At 61.2% G+C, this 17,487-nt stretch carries 17 protein-coding genes, 1 tRNA gene and 1 pseudogene; 12 read left to right on the top strand and 7 right to left on the bottom strand.

Translation table 11 applies throughout. From position 1 onward, the window contains the following. Positions 1-202, top strand: a pseudogene (locus NMG80_RS00005) (hypothetical protein); the annotation flags it as partial. Here NMG80_RS00005 and NMG80_RS00010 read toward each other — a convergent pair. Beyond that, the gene (locus NMG80_RS00010; protein ID WP_254016229.1) at positions 194-349 is read right to left on the bottom strand and encodes a hypothetical protein; all 156 of its coding nucleotides are present in this window, start codon (positions 347-349) and stop codon (positions 194-196) included. The pseudogene NMG80_RS00005 and the gene NMG80_RS00010 overlap by 9 nt on opposite strands. Positions 350-663: 314 nt before the next feature. Here NMG80_RS00010 and NMG80_RS00015 point away from each other — a divergent pair, with 314 nt between their 5' ends. The 6 genes from NMG80_RS00015 (at position 664) to NMG80_RS00040 (ending at position 5,543) form a co-directional block, all read left to right on the top strand. Then, positions 664-1,527 carry an ATP-dependent DNA ligase gene (locus NMG80_RS00015; RefSeq protein WP_254016230.1) on the top strand — a complete coding sequence of 288 codons (864 nt, stop codon included), beginning with the start codon at positions 664-666 and terminating at the stop codon, positions 1,525-1,527. 462 nt (positions 1,528-1,989) lie between these two features. Continuing rightward, positions 1,990-2,283, top strand: coding sequence for a hypothetical protein (locus NMG80_RS00020; protein ID WP_254016231.1), 294 nt, complete (start codon positions 1,990-1,992; stop codon positions 2,281-2,283). Positions 2,284-2,773: 490 nt separating this feature from the next. Continuing rightward, on the top strand, positions 2,774-3,667 hold the full coding sequence (locus NMG80_RS00025) for a hypothetical protein (RefSeq protein ID WP_254016232.1): 894 nt from the start codon (positions 2,774-2,776) through the stop codon (positions 3,665-3,667). A 323-nt stretch (positions 3,668-3,990) separates the two neighbouring features. Further along, on the top strand, positions 3,991-4,269 hold the full coding sequence (locus NMG80_RS00030; RefSeq protein WP_254016233.1) for a hypothetical protein: 279 nt from the start codon (positions 3,991-3,993) through the stop codon (positions 4,267-4,269). Between the two features lie 36 nt (positions 4,270-4,305). After that, positions 4,306-5,070 carry a hypothetical protein gene (locus tag NMG80_RS00035; RefSeq protein WP_254016234.1) on the top strand — a complete coding sequence of 255 codons (765 nt, stop codon included), beginning with the start codon at positions 4,306-4,308 and terminating at the stop codon, positions 5,068-5,070. After that, entirely contained in the window at positions 5,067-5,543 is a 477-nt protein-coding gene (locus NMG80_RS00040; RefSeq protein ID WP_254016235.1) for a hypothetical protein, read from the top strand. Before NMG80_RS00035 ends, NMG80_RS00040 begins: the two co-directional genes overlap by 4 nt. A gap of 362 nt (positions 5,544-5,905) precedes the next feature. Here NMG80_RS00040 and NMG80_RS00045 read toward each other — a convergent pair whose 3' ends face one another. From NMG80_RS00045 to NMG80_RS00055, 3 genes are all read right to left on the bottom strand, one after another. Then, complete coding sequence (locus NMG80_RS00045; protein ID WP_254016236.1) at positions 5,906-6,913, bottom strand: AlbA family DNA-binding domain-containing protein; 1,008 nt, start codon at positions 6,911-6,913, stop codon at positions 5,906-5,908. 183 nt (positions 6,914-7,096) lie between these two features. Continuing rightward, positions 7,097-7,172 (bottom strand) — tRNA-Ala (locus tag NMG80_RS00050). A 170-nt stretch (positions 7,173-7,342) separates the two neighbouring features. Continuing rightward, positions 7,343-7,729, bottom strand: coding sequence for a TIGR02300 family protein (locus NMG80_RS00055; RefSeq protein ID WP_254016237.1), 387 nt, complete (start codon positions 7,727-7,729; stop codon positions 7,343-7,345). 196 nt (positions 7,730-7,925) lie between these two features. Between NMG80_RS00055 and aroA the strand changes: the two genes are divergently transcribed. From aroA to rpsA, 3 genes are all read left to right on the top strand, one after another. After that, the gene (gene aroA / locus NMG80_RS00060) at positions 7,926-9,284 is read left to right on the top strand and encodes a 3-phosphoshikimate 1-carboxyvinyltransferase (protein WP_254016238.1); all 1,359 of its coding nucleotides are present in this window, start codon (positions 7,926-7,928) and stop codon (positions 9,282-9,284) included. Positions 9,285-9,574: 290 nt separating this feature from the next. Then, the gene (cmk, locus tag NMG80_RS00065; protein ID WP_254016239.1) at positions 9,575-10,225 is read left to right on the top strand and encodes a (d)CMP kinase; all 651 of its coding nucleotides are present in this window, start codon (positions 9,575-9,577) and stop codon (positions 10,223-10,225) included. 204 nt (positions 10,226-10,429) lie between these two features. Beyond that, on the top strand, positions 10,430-12,127 hold the full coding sequence (rpsA, locus tag NMG80_RS00070; protein WP_027151507.1) for a 30S ribosomal protein S1: 1,698 nt from the start codon (positions 10,430-10,432) through the stop codon (positions 12,125-12,127). Positions 12,128-12,301: 174 nt separating this feature from the next. Here the strand turns inward: rpsA and NMG80_RS00075 are convergent, their stop codons facing one another. The 3 genes from NMG80_RS00075 to NMG80_RS00085 all read right to left on the bottom strand — a co-directional run bounded on the left by NMG80_RS00075 (position 12,302) and on the right by NMG80_RS00085 (position 15,596). After that, complete coding sequence (locus NMG80_RS00075) at positions 12,302-13,009, bottom strand: SDR family NAD(P)-dependent oxidoreductase (RefSeq protein WP_027151506.1); 708 nt, start codon at positions 13,007-13,009, stop codon at positions 12,302-12,304. Positions 13,010-13,170: 161 nt separating this feature from the next. Then, the gene (locus tag NMG80_RS00080; RefSeq protein WP_254016240.1) at positions 13,171-14,751 is read right to left on the bottom strand and encodes a 5-guanidino-2-oxopentanoate decarboxylase; all 1,581 of its coding nucleotides are present in this window, start codon (positions 14,749-14,751) and stop codon (positions 13,171-13,173) included. Next, positions 14,748-15,596, bottom strand: coding sequence for a dimethylarginine dimethylaminohydrolase family protein (locus NMG80_RS00085; RefSeq protein ID WP_254016368.1), 849 nt, complete (start codon positions 15,594-15,596; stop codon positions 14,748-14,750). Before NMG80_RS00085 ends, NMG80_RS00080 begins: the two co-directional genes overlap by 4 nt. Before the next feature lie 218 nt (positions 15,597-15,814). Between NMG80_RS00085 and NMG80_RS00090 the strand changes: the two genes are divergently transcribed. Both NMG80_RS00090 and NMG80_RS00095 read left to right on the top strand, forming a co-directional pair. Next, complete coding sequence (locus NMG80_RS00090; protein WP_036261459.1) at positions 15,815-16,627, top strand: ABC transporter ATP-binding protein; 813 nt, start codon at positions 15,815-15,817, stop codon at positions 16,625-16,627. A gap of 50 nt (positions 16,628-16,677) precedes the next feature. Further along, positions 16,678-17,472, top strand: a complete 795-nt coding sequence (locus tag NMG80_RS00095; protein ID WP_254016241.1) for a transporter substrate-binding domain-containing protein — start codon at positions 16,678-16,680, stop codon at positions 17,470-17,472. Positions 17,473-17,487: the final 15 nt, after the last annotated feature.

Below are 17,487 nucleotides of genomic sequence, written 5' to 3' on the forward strand. Positions count from 1 at the left end.
TGCCGTCCGCGAAACAAGCAAGGGCTTCAAGGTGCCGTCAGGCGAATTGCTGCCTTACGCGGACGGCAGGGTGCGTCAGTCACATGACATGCGTTTTCATTGGTGCCATGCCCAAAAAGCAACGGCAGGCCGGCATCGTGAATTCCCATCTGGCAACCCTGACATTACGATCTGCCTGTACGTGCCGCCTAAGTCATTCTGACGTTCGGTCCAGACTGGCCCCTGTCGCAAAGAGCAGCAGGACAGCTTCTTCGCTCGGCAGCACGCCGGCGGGGCAGGTCTGTTCGATAGCCATGCGAACCAGCTTGAGGGCTGCCCGGGAGTTGCGGATGTTCTCTTGGGCTTCCATGCTTCCTCGCTGAGATGGACTGTCTCAGCGTCAAACCGTGAAGGCGAGGCCCTGTTCCATCAAAGTCTAACGACTGGGAAAGCGCACTGGAAAGCAAGTGCGGTAACAGTTGATTCAACCGTTGCTGGTAATTCTAGAGGAGTGTGGAAGCGGCTCCGACAGTGAGGCGGGGGAGCTGAATTGCCGGAGCCGCCTGCGCAGACCTTGGGGGTTTGACCGCGCTGTCCCAGAATAGGACGGTGCGGTCAACGATTCGTTAAAATGGGAACTAATTAAGCGCATGCTAATTGAATCGCGGTTTTGCGAGTCAATGCATGCGTTTGAAGTTTGTCCCGCCGATGATGCCCACCTTGGTAGCAAAGCCGCCCCAAGGCGATGACTGGATGCATGAAGCCAAATTCGACGGCTACCGTTCCCAGATCATCACCGACGCCGACGGTGTGCGGATTTCCACCCGCCGCGGACCCGACTGGACCCCCAAATACCGCGACCTGGCGGCGGCGGCCAAAGCGCTGGAGGTCGAGAGTGCCATCATCGACGGCGAAATCATCGTCTTGAATGAAGATGGTATTTCGGATTTCGCCGCGTTGCGCAAGGCAATCACCAGGCGCCAGCACGACCTCTATTTCGTCGCGTTCGATCTGCTGCACCTAAATGGCCACGATCTGCGCGACATGGTGCTGGAGGACAGGCGGGAAATCCTGGCCGGCCTTATAGGGTCTGACAGCCGCACCCAGTTCAGTGAGACAATGCCAGGCGAGGCTAATGCGATCTATCATCTGATCGACGCGGCCGGCGTGGAAGGGATGGTATCGAAGCGTAGAGGCAGCAAATATCGCAGCGGGCCGACCACCAATTGGCTGAAGACAAAATCCTTCACCGAAAGCGAGTTTGAACTTCTCGGCGTTGAACGCGAGAGGGGCAAGCCGGCATTCGCACTCATGGCTGAACCGGGGACCCGCAAATATGTCGGCAGCGCGTTTGTCAGCGTCAACCGCGAGATGCGGGAACGACTTTGGAAAAGGGTCCAGGAGCATGCCGGGTCACCGCCCAAGGACATGCCAAAGCGACCGGCAACGCAGTGGGTCACGCCGGGCATCAAAGCCCGCGTGAAGCACCTCAGGGGCGAGGACGACCTTCGCCACGCTTCGCTTCAGGACTTCTGGGATGAAAGCTAGCTTTCCGCGTTCTATGCGCTGCCGCTTGTCTCGCTTTCCTCGTCAAGTGCTGAGGCACCGGCAAATAGGCGTTGGCAATCAGCCAAATTAAGCGGGCTAATGGTTTCCAGCAAAGGACGCGCGGCGTGGTATACCATCACTATCCGGGGAAACATTGGATACGCAGCCGCTCAGCGCCATCAAAATCAACACCAAAAATAGTCGCATCTTTCCCTCCGAATTGGGGGCACTTAGCACGGATGTCATGCTGGTGCCTGGCCGCCGACCGAAAGCGAGGCCCGTTCAGAAACTTATGGAGACCGACATTCCCCGGATGAACCCGGTTTCTGGCGACACAGTAGCCGTCATGGCCGCCCCAGGCAATGTTGAGCGCGGTGCGGGAGGGTATTAAGGCCGCCGTTGCACAGCTGCCCTGCGACATGCGAGTTTGTCAACCAAATGGCTCATCATGGGAGTCTCGTCATGTCCATTCGCCGGATTGCGTTGACCTCGGCAGCGGTCACGCTTGCCTTCACAACCCTCGCCCAGGCCAGGCCGGACACCCGCGCCATGACCTGCCAACAGACGCAGGCGCTAATCCAGAGCCATGGCTCGGCGGTGCTGACCACCGGCCCGAACACCTATGCCCTCTACGTCCGCCGGTACAGCAATGCGTGCGACTGGTCGTTAATCCCAGCGGTAGGGTTTGTGCCGACGCGCGATGGCCAGTGCTTGGTTCATCGATGCAGAGAGCCGCTCTACACTCCTCCCGGCTGACGGGGACGACCATAGCTATTCTGCTGCGCCTTTCGGCAGGAAGCCTTGCCTATGCGAGGTCTGACCTGCACGATCTAGGTGATTTAGGTGACTTGGCGACTTGGGGGAACGTGGTGGCTAAGATCTGGATGGTGATACTTCTATGCGGCGTTAGCGGATGCCAATCCGAGGCAAGGCCTACGCAATTGCGTGGCTACAGCAACAGGGCATGGACAAGGGCTCCGCTACATTACTCGCGAGCAACAAGCCGGCGCTTCGCCAATACCTCATGAATAGGTCAATGGCTCCTCAGGACGACGCCTATTGCCGATCGCTTGGCGCGCGAGTCGGAACAGACGCCTATGTGCAATGTCGCACGAGCATTTCCGCCAATCGGCCGGTAAACGATCCGCCGACGCGTCCCAAGCCGGTCACGTGCACGTCAAATGTAGTGCTAGGTGCGGTAAGAACGACATGCCTGTGAGCCGCGCTTCGCATGGAGAGCAGTTGAATGTCCCGACACTACCTTTTTCCCAATGAAGGGGAGCCTCTGCGCATGTCGCTCCGGCTGGTCGAAGGCCTTATATTCGGCAAGGATATTCTTCCCCAATATGCCGGCACCAAGCAGCGGGTTCTATCTGCAACTTTAGAATTCGACGAGGCTAAAAAGCCAACACGCATTCTGAGAACCGAAGCTTCAGTTTGGGTGTTCGACCAACATGGTGGCATCCGGCAAGGCTTGCATGAAGCGTTAGCTCTCGCGATGGATATCTTACCAACTCCAGCCCGCGACGATACTGTTGTTGAACTGCGGCCCCGCACAAAAAAGCAGAAATTGGAGAAAGAGTTTCGCTGGGAGCCGGGCAAGGCTGAGATCGATCGCGTAATTTCCGACATCTGGCCGAAACGCAAGGCGGATCGACTGAAAGCCGCAGAGGGTGTCGCGAAACGGAAGCCGCCTCTGACCTACGATGCGAGCCGAGCATTAGATGAAGCCTCGGAGGGCTTCTGGAAGATCGAACACGCCATAGAGCGCCTGAAGGAACCGAGCTTAAAGGGATTTGCGTTCGGGGCCAGGCAACGCTCGGAAGCGAATCCCGAGGAGGGGTCTCTGTTCCGCGCCATTGCCGAAATGGCTGAACGCCGCTCGGAAATCCTGCGGCGCCGACGTGTCGGAAAGGGCGTCTGGTACGCCTTGGTGGACGTGACTAGATGGGATGATGGCGTCGGCACAAGCATCTCCGCTTATCATGAGCGGTGCGAAGGAAAGGCTGCTGCTATAGCTGCTGCGCGACGACTTCTAGCTGCGCACGCGGACAAATTCGCGGAAGACATCACGGTCGAAGCGGAGGTGCTGACCGATTTGGAGTGGCAAGATCGTCGCCGTGATTTCGACCTCGATTAGGGGGGGTGACACCAAGCTTTTTTAGCCGCGCTCCTGTCCCATCTCCATTTGTAATCTCGACGTGCCTCGCAGCAAATGCCGCGACCATTTTAGCTTTCGAATCCTCTCTTACCGTCTCACCCTTCTCGAATAGGTGAACGGTCGAGAACGCGATTCCTGCATGTTCTGCCAGATCGCGAACTGACCATTTCAGGATTCCGCGCGCCGCCCGGCATGCTTCCGGCGTTAGCTGTGCCATTCCAAATTCTCACTACAACCGTATTGACTTCGCAGTCGATCCCTTAAATACACATGTAGTGAGTTTTGCGCAAGGGATAGTCGCTATGTTCAACCGCTCGGAAATCCTGAAGGCAGCCTGGGCGAAGTGGAATGCCCATTTTGCGGCCCGTCCGCATCTGGCGCGTAAGCTAAACCGGGCCGACTTCGGCTTCTATCTCGCCGCAGCTTGGCGGGAGGCGAAGACGGCGCAGATGACCGCGCCAGAGCGCCGCGCGGATCGCATTGCGGTTGAGATTGACCGCCTCAAGTATCAGCCGTTCCGCGTCAACATTGAACCCCGTCGGCGTCAACTGGAAACGGAGCTCGCAGCCCTCGCCGGATAGGCCGGCACAACGTTCATCAACATAGGGAGAATGACAATGCCGAACACCACTGTTCGGGCAGCCGCCGAAGGTTTGCCCGCGATCAATCGCCGCCGCATGCTATTCGGGCTCGCGGCTGCTTCAACCGCTGCCGCCGCCATCACTGCGGCGTCGGCCGCTGGCTGCGCACCTGTCGAAAACCCGGAACTGGTCCGACTCGGCAATCAACTGCCGGAAGCCGCGGCCGAATACCGCGCGGCGCTCGAAGAAATCGAATGGATCGCCGCGGAATGGAAACACCGCTGGCCGCTGGCCCCCGACGAAATCACCATGCCGCGCGGGAACTACATAGACGGCGAGCGCGATATCGCCGGGCGGCTCCTTAAACGTCCAGGAGAAGAGCACGTCCGTTGTATCCGTGATGTCAGAAACCTCGCGGCCATAGTGGCCACCGACCGCCCGCCGCGCCACAACGCGAGTGACGCCACGCGAGCGAGGCATGCGAACTGGCTTGCCAGAGCCAAGAGAGAGCTCAAGATTGGCAAGCTCTACAAGGTTCAAACCACCCGCCTTCGCAAGGTTTCAGGAATGGACCTGGCGAAGGCGAGGGTGGCGGCTGCGAAGAAGTCACTTTCAGATCTAGTGACCGCTATCATGGAGCAGCCGGGAACGACCATGGAGGGGATGCTGATCAAGGCGCAGGCGGTCACCACCTTCAACAAGGCGATGGCGCGCAAATACCCCTTGGATGGCGAGCTTTGGGCTGCACAGTTGGCAGCGTCGGTTCTCCAGTTGGCTTCGGAAGGGGACGCATCAGCATGAGCGCCGCCGTCAAGACGAAGGCGCTGGCTGCATTTGTGCAGCAGTGCCTTGATCCGCTGCCCGATTCCGTCCTCATCGACACGCACCACAATCAGCTCATGCGTCAGGCGCGACGCCTCCCTTGGCGCAAGGCTAATGCTGTCACCAGCCTCACAATAGCGGAAATGGATTACCTGCATGCGAAAAGCGTTCACGCGATGTACGTCCTCGAGGACGAGGATAAATCTAGCGCCTGTTCTGACCAACGAACGATCAGCGTAGACAGGAAACGGCAGGCTGTGGCCGATCAAATCCGAGTTCCAGCGCCCGATCTCCTGGCCGTCCAGTGGAAGCGAGAAGCCGCAAAGGACCGCTATCTGCCGATCGGCCAGGACGAAGTCGCCAAGCTCATCGCGGCGGACGAGGCGTTTCTTGCAGCGCATCCGATCACGAAGCAACCTCGTAGAAAACGTGGGCGGAGCGACCATCACTGAACCGGACAAAAACTGTCATAGCCCGCTGCCTCACGGTGGCGGGCTTTTCATTTAGCGGGATAGCGGCCAAATCTTAGGCTTTTGAGTGTTCCCCATAGGGCTATGCAAAAATTCGCCACTGCACCGCTATCAGAACGGCCCGTTGCTATAGCGTGGTAATCGCGGCCATTACCCCCCTATTGGGGAGGGTAATTTCGGGACCGGTACGCGCATGCTCGCGAGGGCGAGTTAGTTCAAAAGCCCCTATAGAGGACAATGGCTAGGCCAATTTAATTAACTGATTACAGGTTAATAGGTCGCTTGCCCGCAGCGCTTGAACATGTACCTTGTGGTCTACTCGGAAGGAAAGCGGGCATCCTGCCTCACCGTGATGGCGCCATCGTTATGTAGTCAGGTTTCAACAACCGAGCTGCGCGATCGAAATCGTTTGGACCCAAGACTAAGCTTCCTAGTTTTGGGCGCATGTTTTCGGCGCTGAGTGAGTACCGCAGAACAAAAGTCGCAGCGTCGATTGGCATTTCGCCTACCTTGAAAACCGGCCCTTCGAAGTTGAACTCGATTGCGAGATGCTCGAAAAGTTGCGTATCACCAGGGTTCACCACGAAAGCCTCTGGGGCGATTAGGCGAAGACTGTCTCCGAATCGTTGAAACTTGGTCAGCGGGGTACCATATGGGCCGCCATCTTTTGTCCTAACCCCCGACCGCTCGATAACTGTCAGCGAAACATGCTTAGCTGTCGCTAGACCCTCGTTCTTTACGGCTAGGCTGATTGAGGCGTTCACCCGCCTTCCGGCGGTCATGTTCTTTGTGAAGTCATATACAAGATCCAGGTCCGGAGAGCCGTTTCTGCGAAAAGCGTCTTCGATATCGAAATGCTCCATCGCATAGCTGCTCGAGCCAGATCGCTTAAAATACTGCCTCGCCATGTTGCACATGTGCGGGCGACGTTCCGAGCGAGGGACATCGATTAATAGGTAGCCGGCGGAATTATCATTCGTAGACGGAAATCCGCCCGCTCGAATGCCGCCATGCTTAGGCTGTAGTAGGTCTCCAACGGCAGAGTTTACCGCGCTCAAGGCTGCCTTCCAATTTGGTATAGGATCGAGCGCTTGAGCGACATCCGGCCCCTCCCCAATCGATCTGCAATCGACGCCGATTACCACCACACCGCCAGCCGAGTTGCTAAACCCCGAAAGCGCTTTTCCAATAGCTCGCCGTTCGTCCTTTGTCAGCTTACCGTCGGCGAATAGCGCACCTGGCTTCCCACCAGCCGAACCCTTGAAGTCTAGCTGCAGCGTTTCCTGCATTTCTTGCAGAATGGCCTCTGCTAGTAGCGCCTCGCCACCAGAAATCACCTCATCGAAAGTCATTGTGTACCTGTGAGACTCACCACCCGGCAGGAGCACAGTAAATAATCACCGGCGCCACCGGGCAAAATATTTTTCTAGGTCGGGAAAGCGTCTGGCGGTGCCCCGGCGGTGCCCCGAGAGCCTTCAAGGGAGGATGGCCCCGAAGGGCTATAGGTTAACTATCAGAAAAGACTAGGGAACTTTTGGTGGAGCCAATCGGAATCGAACCGACGACCTCTTGAATGCCATTCAAGCGCTCTCCCAACTGAGCTATGGCCCCACTCCGGCAGTCAACCGGCGCCGTTGCCGGCGAAGAGATCCGGCGCGGGTTGAGACCGCGCCGTTAGTGCAGGCGGCTTCTAACCCTGCCTTCCGTCAATATCAAGCCTTTAAGAGCCGCTTTTTATCAAGACCCCGCGAAAGTCGGCGGGCGCTGTGTGAGAGGCCGGATCAGACTTCGTCGTCGTCGTCGCCGACGCCGATCATGTCGGCGACATCGTCGTCCTCTTCCTCTTCGTCGGCGAGGAAGGTATCGTCGTCGTCGCCGAGGTCCACGTCGTCCTCGTCATCGCCAAGATCGGGAAGATCGTCGGGTTTCGCATCCTCGTCTGCCTCTTCGAGCGAGACGACCTCGACGCCCTCTTCCTCCTCGGCGTCGACTTCCTTCTCGACAACTTCCTCTTCCTCCTCAAGGGCGGCAATCTTGCCTTCCTCGAAATAAGAGCGGGGATAGCTCTTGCCGGTATAGGGCGAGACGATCGGATCCTTGTTCAGATCGTAGAATTTTTGACCCGTCTCGGGGTCGATGCGTTTGGTGCCAAGTTCGGGTTTTGCCACAGCAAGCCTCGTCGATGAAAGTTTGGTCCCCATAACCACAGTTTACGGCGCTGTCAAAGCCTAAAGCCAAGGTTACAAATCCCCGCCTTGAGCGAGTTCTTGCAAGGGGATGACCATTTCCGTCCGCCGTGATACGAGACCGCGCAAACCAGAAGAAAAAGGCCGGCCACCGGCGTTTTTCACCCAAGGAAAACCCATGTCGCATACTGCCGTCCCGAAACCGGCCACCGCCCGCAAATCGCCAGCGCTTTCAGGTACAGCACGGGTGCCCGGCGACAAGTCGATCTCGCACCGCTCGTTCATGTTCGGCGGCCTCGCCTCCGGCGAAACCCGCATCACCGGCCTGCTGGAAGGCGAGGACGTGATGCGCACGGGCGCTGCGATGAAGGCAATGGGCGCGCATGTAGAGAAACGCGGCACTGAATGGGTGATCCGCGGCACCGGCAACGGCGCGCTGCTGCAGCCGGAAGGCCCGCTCGATTTCGGCAACGCCGGCACCGGCTCGCGCCTCACCATGGGCCTGGTCGGCACCTACGACATGGAGACGACCTTCATCGGCGACGCCTCGCTGTCCGGCCGGCCGATGGGCCGCGTGCTCGAGCCGCTGCGCCAGATGGGCGTGCAGGTGCTGAAGGCGACGCCCGGCGACCGCATGCCGATCACGCTGCGCGGCCCCAAACACGCGGCACCCATCACCTACCGCGTGCCGATGGCCTCGGCACAGGTGAAGTCGGCGGTGCTGCTCGCCGGGCTGAACACGCCCGGCATCACCACCGTCATCGAGCCGGTGATGACGCGCGACCACACCGAAAAGATGCTGAAGGGATTCGGCGCCAATCTGTCGGTCGAGACCGACGAGCGCGGCGTGCGTCACATCTTCATCGAGGGCCAGGGCAAGCTCGCCGGCCAGACAATCGCTGTGCCGAGCGACCCGTCCTCGGCCGGATTTCCGCTGGTGGCGGCGCTGATCGTTGCGGGCTCGGACATTACAATCGAAAACGTGCTGATGAACCCGACCCGCACCGGTCTGCTTTTGACGCTGCAGGAAATGGGCGCCAGGATCGAAATTGTCGACCCGCGCAATGAAGGCGGCGAAGATGTCGCCGATCTGCGGGTGCGCTATTCCGAACTGAAAGGCGTCACCGTGCCGCCCGAACGGGCGCCGACGATGATCGACGAGTATCCGGTGCTTGCTGTCGCGGCGAGCTTCGCCGAGGGCGAGACGCTGATGCAGGGACTGGAAGAGTTGCGGGTGAAGGAATCTGACCGGCTGTCGGCAGTCGCGAACGGGCTGAAGGTCAACGGCGTCGACTGCACCGAAGGCGAGGCCTCGCTGGCCGTGCGTGGAAAGCCCGGCGGCAAGGGGCTCGGTCAACACCCCAATGGACAGAGCACCATCGTCCAGACGCATCTCGACCACCGCATTGCCATGAGCTTTCTGGTGATGGGGCTGGCAACGGAAAAACCCGTCACCATTGACGACCAGGCGATGATCGCGACGAGCTTTCCGGAGTTTATGGGGCTGATGAAGGGGCTTGGGGCGGAGATCGAGTGACAGTTGATGGCAATCAATAGCCTTGGAGCGTGGGACCAAATTGGAACGTCGGCGGGACAGCGCCCCCCTCTGTCCTGCCGGACGTCTCCCCCACAAGGGGGGAGATTGGCGGCTTGGCCGCTCCGCTCAACCCTGCAACTTAGACAATTGGCGAAAGCCGCGATGACGGCCGATCTCCCCCCAAGTGGGGGAGATGCCAAGTTCTGGCAAAGAGAGCAGGACAGAGGGGGGCGCGAAGGATCGCCACGCCTGTCTGGATCATTGCAATTTTCGCGTACGGTGGGCGGCGAATGACTTCGACCTTCACCATCGCCATCGATGGGCCGGCAGGCGCCGGCAAAGGCACCCTGGCGCGGCGGCTGGCCGACCACTATCGGCTGAACCTGCTCGACACCGGCCTCACCTATCGCGCGGTGGCGCACGCGCTGCTTCGGCTGGGTCTGCCGCTCGACAATGTCTCGGCCGCCGAAACCGCTGCCCGTCAGGTCGACCTGGCCAAGCTCGACCGGTCGGTGCTGTCGGCGCATGCGGTCGGCGAAGCGGCTTCGAAAGTGGCTGTCATCCCTTCGGTGCGGCGCATACTGGTCGAAAAGCAGCGCGAATTCGCCAAGGCGCCGCCGGGCGCCGTGCTCGACGGCCGCGACATCGGCACCGTCGTCTGTCCCGACGCCGACATAAAACTCTATGTGACGGCGAGCGCCGAGGTGCGGGCACAACGCAGGCTGGCCGAGATCGAGAGCATCGGCGGCACCGCCAATTTCAACGAAATCCTCGCCGATATCCTGCGCCGAGACGAGCGCGACATGGGTCGCGCCGACTCGCCCCTGAAGCCGGCCGCCGACGCGCACTTGCTCGACACGTCGGAAATGGCTATAGAAGCCGCGTTCCTGGCGGCCAAGGCGATCATCGACGACGTTCTGGCCAAGAGAAACAACGCCTGAGCCGGGTTTCCTGCCGTTGCCGATTGCCGGCGGCGAAAAGGTACCCATATCGGGCACGAACCAGCCTGCCAGCATTCTTCATGCGCCGGAATTGCCGCTTAGGCGGCCAAGGGCTTTTTTGAAGCCCGGAACGCCGGCAGGCCAACGCAACGCTAACCCACGGCGCCCGTCCCGCTTGAGATGCGGGGCATTCCAGGAGAACCTATGTCAGTTGCAAACCCCACTCGCGATGATTTCGCGAGCCTGCTCGAAGAATCATTTTCCGCCGGCCATTCCGGCGAAGGCCAAGTCGTCAAGGGCACGATCACCGCGATCGAAAAGGACATGGCTATCATCGATGTCGGCCTCAAGGTCGAAGGCCGCGTGCCGCTGAAGGAATTCGGCGTCAAGGGCAAGGACTCGACGCTTAAGGTCGGCGACACGGTCGAAGTCTATGTCGAGCGCATCGAGAACGCGCTTGGCGAAGCGATGCTGTCGCGTGAGAAGGCCCGTCGCGAAGAGAGCTGGGTCCGGCTCGAAGAGAAGTTCACCAAGGGCGAGCGCGTCGAAGGCGTCATCTTCAACCAGGTTAAGGGCGGCTTCACCGTCGATCTCGACGGCGCCGTGGCCTTCCTGCCGCGCAGCCAGGTCGACATCCGCCCGATCCGCGACGTCTCGCCGCTGATGCACAATCCGCAGCCTTTCGAGATCCTCAAGATGGATCGCCGCCGCGGCAACATCGTGGTGTCGCGCCGCACCGTGCTCGAGGAGAGCCGCGCCGAACAGCGTTCGGAAATCGTGCAGAACCTCGAAGAGGGCCAGGTGGTCGAAGGCGTCGTCAAGAACATCACCGACTATGGTGCGTTCGTCGATCTCGGCGGCATCGACGGCCTGCTGCATGTCACTGACATGGCATGGCGCCGCGTCAACCATCCGACCGAAATCCTCAACATCGGCCAGACGGTCAAGGTGCAGATCATCCGCATCAACCAGGAAACCCACCGCATCTCGCTCGGCATGAAGCAGCTCGAGAGCGACCCGTGGTCCGAGATCGGAACGAAATTCCCGATCGGCAAGAAGATCAAGGGCACCGTCACCAACATCACCGACTACGGCGCGTTCGTCGAGCTGGAGCCGGGCATCGAGGGCCTCATCCACGTTTCGGAAATGTCGTGGACGAAGAAGAACGTGCATCCCGGCAAGATCCTGTCGACGACGCAGGAAGTCGACGTGGTGGTGCTCGAGGTCGATCCGGCCAAGCGCCGCATCTCGCTCGGCCTCAAGCAGACGCTCGAGAACCCGTGGCAGGCTTTCGCCAGCAGCCATCCGGTCGGCAGCCAGGTCGAGGGCGAGGTCAAGAACAAGACCGAGTTCGGCCTGTTCATCGGCCTCGAGGGCGACGTCGACGGCATGGTCCATCTTTCCGACCTCGACTGGACCCGTCCGGGCGAGCAGGTGATCGAGGAGTACAATCGCGGCGACATCGTCAAGGCGCAGGTGCTCGACGTCGACATCGACAAGGAGCGCATCTCGCTCGGCATCAAGCAGTTGGCCAAGGATACGGCCGGCGAGGCGGCGACTTCAGGCGAACTGCGCAAGAACGCGGTCGTCACCTGCGAGGTTACCGGCGTCAAGGATGGCGGTCTGGAAGTGCGGCTGGTCGACAGCGGCATCGAGACCTTCATCAAGCGCTCCGACCTCAGCCGTGACCGCGACGAGCAGCGCCCCGAGCGCTTCACGGTCGGCCAGAAGGTCGACGCCCGCGTCATCGCCTTCGACAAGAAGACCCGCAAACTGCAGGTCTCGATCAAGGCGCTGGAAATCGCCGAAGAGAAGGAAGCGGTCGCCCAGTACGGCTCGACCGACTCCGGCGCTTCGCTGGGCGACATCCTGGGTGCCGCGCTGAAGAAGCAGGGCAGCTAACTCTACAACGCCACGCCTCGCGCGCGGCCTGTAAACAAACCTCGTCGGAGCGATCCGGCGGGGTTTTTGTTTTGACCGTGGCCATGGCATCAGAGCCAAAGCCTGCCCCGGGCCTGCCTGCCTCGGGATGGCGCCCGGTTTTTTTGGAAATCCGCGCTCAAGCAGAAAGAGAGATCAGGCCCTGCCGTAAAGCGGCACCAGCGTGCCGCTCATCGCCAGATTGGCCGGCGAAGCGAGGTAGGCAATGGCCTCCGCCGCCGCTTCGAGGCTGACCCATTTGCCGAAATCGGCGGCCGGCATGTCAGCCCGGGTGGCCGGCGTGTCGAGGGTCGAAGGCGCGACCGCGTTGACCAGAATGCCTTTGCCCTTGAGTTCTTCCGCCATCGCCACCGTCATTGCCGCGACCGCCGCCTTGCTGGCGGCATAGGCGACCATGCCGGAACCGCGCCGCAGGTCGAGCCCGGCGCGCGCCGTGACATTGACGATGCGGCCCGACACGGAAGATTCCAGCATCGAGCGGATCGCCGCGCGGCAGCACAGGAAGGTGGTGCGGGCGTTGGTGTCCATCATTTCGGCAAAGGACGCGGGCTCGATCTTCTCGACCGGCGCGGCGGTGAAGCCGCCGGCCAGATGGATCGATGCCCATAAATCGGTAACGCTGGCGTAGAACGCATCGACCTTGGCGGGGTCGGCGAGATCGACATTGTGCGCCAGCCTGACGCGCTCATGTGCCGGGAAAGGAAAATGCGCGGGCGCGGCGGCATGGGCGTTCGGCACATGGCAGATCGCGCCCTGCTCCAGCAGTTTGCCGACAACCGCGCCACCGAGCGCTCCGGTGCCGCCGGTCACCACAACATGCCTGCCGTCCAGTGTATCCGTCATCTTCGACCGCTCCAGTCACTCTTATGCCGCACCCCCGCCGAAGGTCGCGCCTTTCGCACAATCACTCAACCGAAATCTCGATGACGCAGCGTCGTTTGCGCGCGTCAAGCCGGCGGCCATCCGACGAGGATCGCATTGCCAAGCAGACGCTGCCACAGCACTCAATCGACAGTGATCTCGATGACATACGGCAGTCCGGTCGCACGCGCGCGCTTGAGTGCGTCTCCCAGATGACCGATGCCGGCGAGCCGCTCGGCGGCAATGCCATAGGCCTCGGCCAGCTTGCAGAAATCAGGCGGCGCCGGCGAGACGCCGACCGGCTCGACGCCGACATCGAGCATCGAGGTTTCGATTTCGCGATAGCCGAGATTGTTCCAGACGACGAAGATCACCGGCGCCGCAGCGTCGAGCGCGGCGCCAAGCTCCGGCAGCGTGAACTGGAAACCACCGTCGCCGGTGAGACAAACGACCGGCGCATCAGGCACGGCAAGGGCTGCGCCGATCGCCGCCGGCGGACCATAGCCCAGCGCGCCGAAGCCGGTTGCGGCGTTGAACCAGCCGCCCGGACGGTCGTGATCGTAATAGAGGTTGGCGGCATAGACCGGCTGGGTCGAATCGCCGACGATGATCGAGCCCGGCAATGCATCGCGGATCATTTCGACGGCGCGGGTTTGCGCCTGGAGAGCCGGGGCCATTTCGGCAAAGGCCGCTTGCCTTGTCGCAGCGGCGCGAGCCTGACCGTCGCCCGATGGCGGCTGGTTCGTGCCAATCTCGACAAGCAGCGCCTCGAGTGCTACGCCGCAATCGGCATGGATCGAAATCCGGGCCGGCCGGCGGGCAAGCTGGTCGGCGCCGATGTCGATGCGGATCAGATTGGCCGGCAGGACAAAGTTGCCGTCACTATATCCGTCGTAGTCGGTCGGGCCGAATTCGGTGCCGGCCGCGATGACCAGATCGGCCTCGGCCATCAATGCACGCACTGCCTTCAGGCTGGGGCTCGCCGGCACGCCGAGCGGATGGCGATGCAGCAGGCCGCGGGCATTGGCCGTCTGGACAACCGGCGCTCCCAGCCTTTCGGCAAGGCGCCGTAACGGCGCTTCGGCTCTCTTGGCTCCGCCGCCGGCAAGGATCAGCGGGCGGCGGGCAGCCGCGCAAAGTTCTGCCGCCTCTGCTATCGCCGCCGCATCCGGTTCGGGCGGCGCGACATTCGTCAGCAAAGCGGCGATGCCGTCGGCCGGCTTGACCATGATATCGGTCGGGATCTCGATATGGACCGGGCCCGGACGCGACGACGAAAACAGGGCGAAAGCGCGGGCAAGAACGCCCGGCAGTTCGTCGGCGTCGGTGACACGGTGCGAAAACAGCGCGACCTTTTCCATCATGCCGCGCTGGTCGGGCAGTTCGTGCAGATGGCCAAGGCCCTTGCCCAGTGTGGGCGTGGCGTTGACGCCCGAGATCACCAGCATCGGAACCGAATCGGAACGGGCTTGGCCCATGGCGGTGATGGTGTTGGTCAGCCCCGGACCGGTTATGACGAAGGCGACGCCGGGCTTGCCGCTGGCGCGCGCATAACCGTCGGCCATGAAGCCGGCGCCCTGCTCGTGACGCGGGGTGACGTGGCGGATTTTCGAGCGCGCCAGCCCGCGATAGAGTTCGACCGTATGCACACCCGGAATGCCGAAGACCGTGTCGACGTCATGGGCTTCGAGCAAAGTGATGAGCGCTTCGCCGACTGTCGTCATTGTCTGAGCACCGGACGTGTGAGGCAGGTCGGTCCGCCCTCGCAGGCGATGCACAGCGCGTCCGCCTCGAAGGTCGAAACCCTGCAGCCGGCGGCCGCCATGGCCGCCGCCGTCTTCGGGAAGCCGGCAACGGCGATCACCTCGCGCGGCGCGGTCGGCAGCACATTGAGGCTGAGGCCGTTGGAGGCGAAGAACTCCTCGGCGTCGCCCTCGACCAGGCGAATGCCTCGCACTCGCAGCATCTGGTAGAAGGCAGCCGGTAAAAGCGGTGCATGGACCAGCGCCAGATCGTCGGCGAGCGGACTGATCACCGACATCAGATGCAGGCAAGCCTCCTCGCCATGCCAGAGCGGCAGGTCGTAACCATAGACCTGGATACCCTTGGGTGCGAGCAGGTTCGCGAGTTGCTGGATGCCGTCCTGGTTGGTGCGCACGCCGCGGCCGACGGCCAGCGTCCGAGAATCCACCCAGACGCAGTCACCGCCCTCGACTTGCCCGGGATGCTCGATGCGGCCGAGTATAGGCACGCCCATGCGCTTGTAGGCCGCCTCGTGCAGGCCGGGCTCAGCCAGGCGCAGCGCCTTGCCCATGGCAAGAATGATGGCGCCGTGGTCGGTCATCAGTGAGGGATCGTGTGTGAAGACGGAATCGGCAAGCCCGTCATCGGCGTCGGTCAGCCATTCGATCTCGGCGCCGGATGCCAGAACCAGCGTCGTCAGCGCCTGATGCTGGGCGGCGGCCTTTTGCGGATCGAAGCCAGGGCCATAGTGCCATTCCGATGCTTTGGCGCGAAACATGGCGCTTGCGGCGGACCGCATCAGCACGCGCTGCAGGGGCCCGGCCATGGACTGCGACCCGTATGCTTTACCCACCAAGTGCTCCTGAAACATCCCATCCAGCCAATAGCCACTCAGCGAGCCGCGATCAATGGTCCAAAAAGCATGGTTGACGGAGGCAAGCGGAACGGTCCATCTTGAGAATAAGAAGTCTGTCCAGTGATGGTAATGGGTAAAAAATTCCAGCAGCGACGGGTCCAGCCGCTTCGTGAGGCACCGCAAAGGTGATCGCGCAAGGCACGGCTCCCGCCCTGAAGTATACGGCGCAGAACGACGCCGCCGAAGCCATCCATGTCGAGAACCTGCATAAAAGATTCGGCGAACTGCATGTGCTGAAGGGTGTTTCGCTGTCGGCGCGCGACGGCGAGGTCATCGCCATCATCGGCGGCAGCGGCTCGGGCAAATCGACGCTGCTGCGCTGCATCAATTGCCTGGAGAACCCGACCAGCGGGATCGTCCGCGTCAATGGCGAGGAAATCCGGATGAAGGCCGACAGCCATGGCCACACCGTTCCCGCTGACCGCAAGCAGATCGAGCGCATCCGCTCCAAGCTCGGCATGGTCTTCCAGAATTTCAATCTGTGGAGCCACATGACGCTGATCGAGAACGTCATCGAGGTTCCGGTGCATGTTCTGGGCGTCAAGCGCGATGTGGCCATCGCCGAGGCGGAAAAGCTGCTTGCCCGCGTCGGCCTGGCCGAAAAGCGCGATGTCTATCCGGCCTATCTGTCAGGCGGCCAGCAGCAGCGTGCGGCCATCGCCCGGGCGCTGGCCATCAATCCGCGCGTCATGCTGTTCGACGAGCCGACTTCGGCGCTGGACCCGGAACTGATCGGCGAGGTGCTGAAGGTGATCGGCGATCTGGCGCGCGAAGGCCGCACCATGGTGCTGGTTACCCACGAGATGAAGTTCGCCCGCGAGGTCGCGACGCATGTCGTCTACCTCTACAACGGACTGGTCGAGGAAGAAGGGCCGCCGGAGCAGATCTTCGGCGCGCCCAAATCCGAAAGGCTGAAGCAATTCATCCGCAACATCGGTTAAGCCGAGGCGGATGAAAAAACGGGAACAACAACAAACTGGGAGTTTTTGGTATGAAGACCGTTCTGAAAACATTTGCCGCAGCACTTCTGCTCGGCGTCGCCGCGATGGGCATGGCAAAGGCCGAGCCGGTCAAGATCGGCGTCGCTGCCGAACCCTATCCGCCTTTCACCTCGCCGGATGCTTCCGGCAAATGGGTTGGCTGGGAGATCGAATTCATCGACGCCGTCTGCGCCGAGCAGAAACTCGATTGCGTCATCACCCCCGTCGCCTGGGACGGCATCATCCCGGCGCTGACAACCAAGAAGATCGACGTCATCGCCAGTTCCATGTCGATCACCGACGAGCGCAAGAAGACGATCGACTTCTCCGACAAATATTACAACACCCCGACAGCCATCATTGGGCCGAAGGACCAGAAGTTCGGCGCTACCCCGGAAGATCTCAAGGGCAAGATCATCGGCGTGCAAGTTTCGACCGTGCATGCCGACTACGTCAAGAAGCACTTCACCGAAGCCGCGGAAATCAAGGAATATCAGACTCAGGACGAAGCCAACCAGGATCTTGCCGCCGGCCGTGTCGATGCCGTGCAGGCCGATTCCATCGCGCTCGATGCCTTCCTGAAATCGGATCAGGGCAAGCAATGCTGCGATCTGAAGGGCACGGTCGCGCCGGATTTGGCTATCCTCGGGCCCGGCGTCGGCGCCGGTGTCCGCAAGGAAGACACCGAGCTGAAGGAGAAGATCAACGCCGGCATCAAGGCGATCCGCGCCAACGGTAAATATGACGAGATTTCGAAGAAATACTTCGATTTCGACATCTATGGCGACGACACACAGTCGAACTGACGGCGTGCATCCCTG

The sequence above is a fragment of the Mesorhizobium escarrei genome (genome assembly GCF_935825525.1).
In the GTDB taxonomy this organism is placed as follows: Bacteria; Pseudomonadota; Alphaproteobacteria; order Rhizobiales; family Rhizobiaceae; genus Mesorhizobium; species Mesorhizobium escarrei.

What these genes read in the sequence shown, in the direction of transcription:
- NMG80_RS00080 (WP_254016240.1), bottom strand. Translation starts at nt 14,751, where the DNA reads ATGACGACAGTCGGCGAAGCGCTCATCACTTTGCTCGAAGCCCATGAC.
- NMG80_RS00075 (WP_027151506.1), bottom strand. Translation starts at nt 13,009, where the DNA reads ATGACGGATACACTGGACGGCAGGCATGTTGTGGTGACCGGCGGCACC.
- NMG80_RS00030 (WP_254016233.1), top strand. Translation starts at nt 3,991, where the DNA reads ATGTTCAACCGCTCGGAAATCCTGAAGGCAGCCTGGGCGAAGTGGAAT.
- aroA (WP_254016238.1), top strand. Translation starts at nt 7,926, where the DNA reads ATGTCGCATACTGCCGTCCCGAAACCGGCCACCGCCCGCAAATCGCCA.
- NMG80_RS00025 (WP_254016232.1), top strand. Translation starts at nt 2,774, where the DNA reads ATGTCCCGACACTACCTTTTTCCCAATGAAGGGGAGCCTCTGCGCATG.
- NMG80_RS00040 (WP_254016235.1), top strand. Translation starts at nt 5,067, where the DNA reads ATGAGCGCCGCCGTCAAGACGAAGGCGCTGGCTGCATTTGTGCAGCAG.
- NMG80_RS00045 (WP_254016236.1), bottom strand. Translation starts at nt 6,913, where the DNA reads ATGACTTTCGATGAGGTGATTTCTGGTGGCGAGGCGCTACTAGCAGAG.
- rpsA (WP_027151507.1), top strand. Translation starts at nt 10,430, where the DNA reads ATGTCAGTTGCAAACCCCACTCGCGATGATTTCGCGAGCCTGCTCGAA.
- NMG80_RS00095 (WP_254016241.1), top strand. Translation starts at nt 16,678, where the DNA reads ATGAAGACCGTTCTGAAAACATTTGCCGCAGCACTTCTGCTCGGCGTC.
- NMG80_RS00020 (WP_254016231.1), top strand. Translation starts at nt 1,990, where the DNA reads ATGTCCATTCGCCGGATTGCGTTGACCTCGGCAGCGGTCACGCTTGCC.
- NMG80_RS00015 (WP_254016230.1), top strand. Translation starts at nt 664, where the DNA reads ATGCGTTTGAAGTTTGTCCCGCCGATGATGCCCACCTTGGTAGCAAAG.
- NMG80_RS00035 (WP_254016234.1), top strand. Translation starts at nt 4,306, where the DNA reads ATGCCGAACACCACTGTTCGGGCAGCCGCCGAAGGTTTGCCCGCGATC.
- cmk (WP_254016239.1), top strand. Translation starts at nt 9,575, where the DNA reads ATGACTTCGACCTTCACCATCGCCATCGATGGGCCGGCAGGCGCCGGC.
- NMG80_RS00085 (WP_254016368.1), bottom strand. Translation starts at nt 15,596, where the DNA reads ATGGCCGGGCCCCTGCAGCGCGTGCTGATGCGGTCCGCCGCAAGCGCC.
- NMG80_RS00010 (WP_254016229.1), bottom strand. Translation starts at nt 349, where the DNA reads ATGGAAGCCCAAGAGAACATCCGCAACTCCCGGGCAGCCCTCAAGCTG.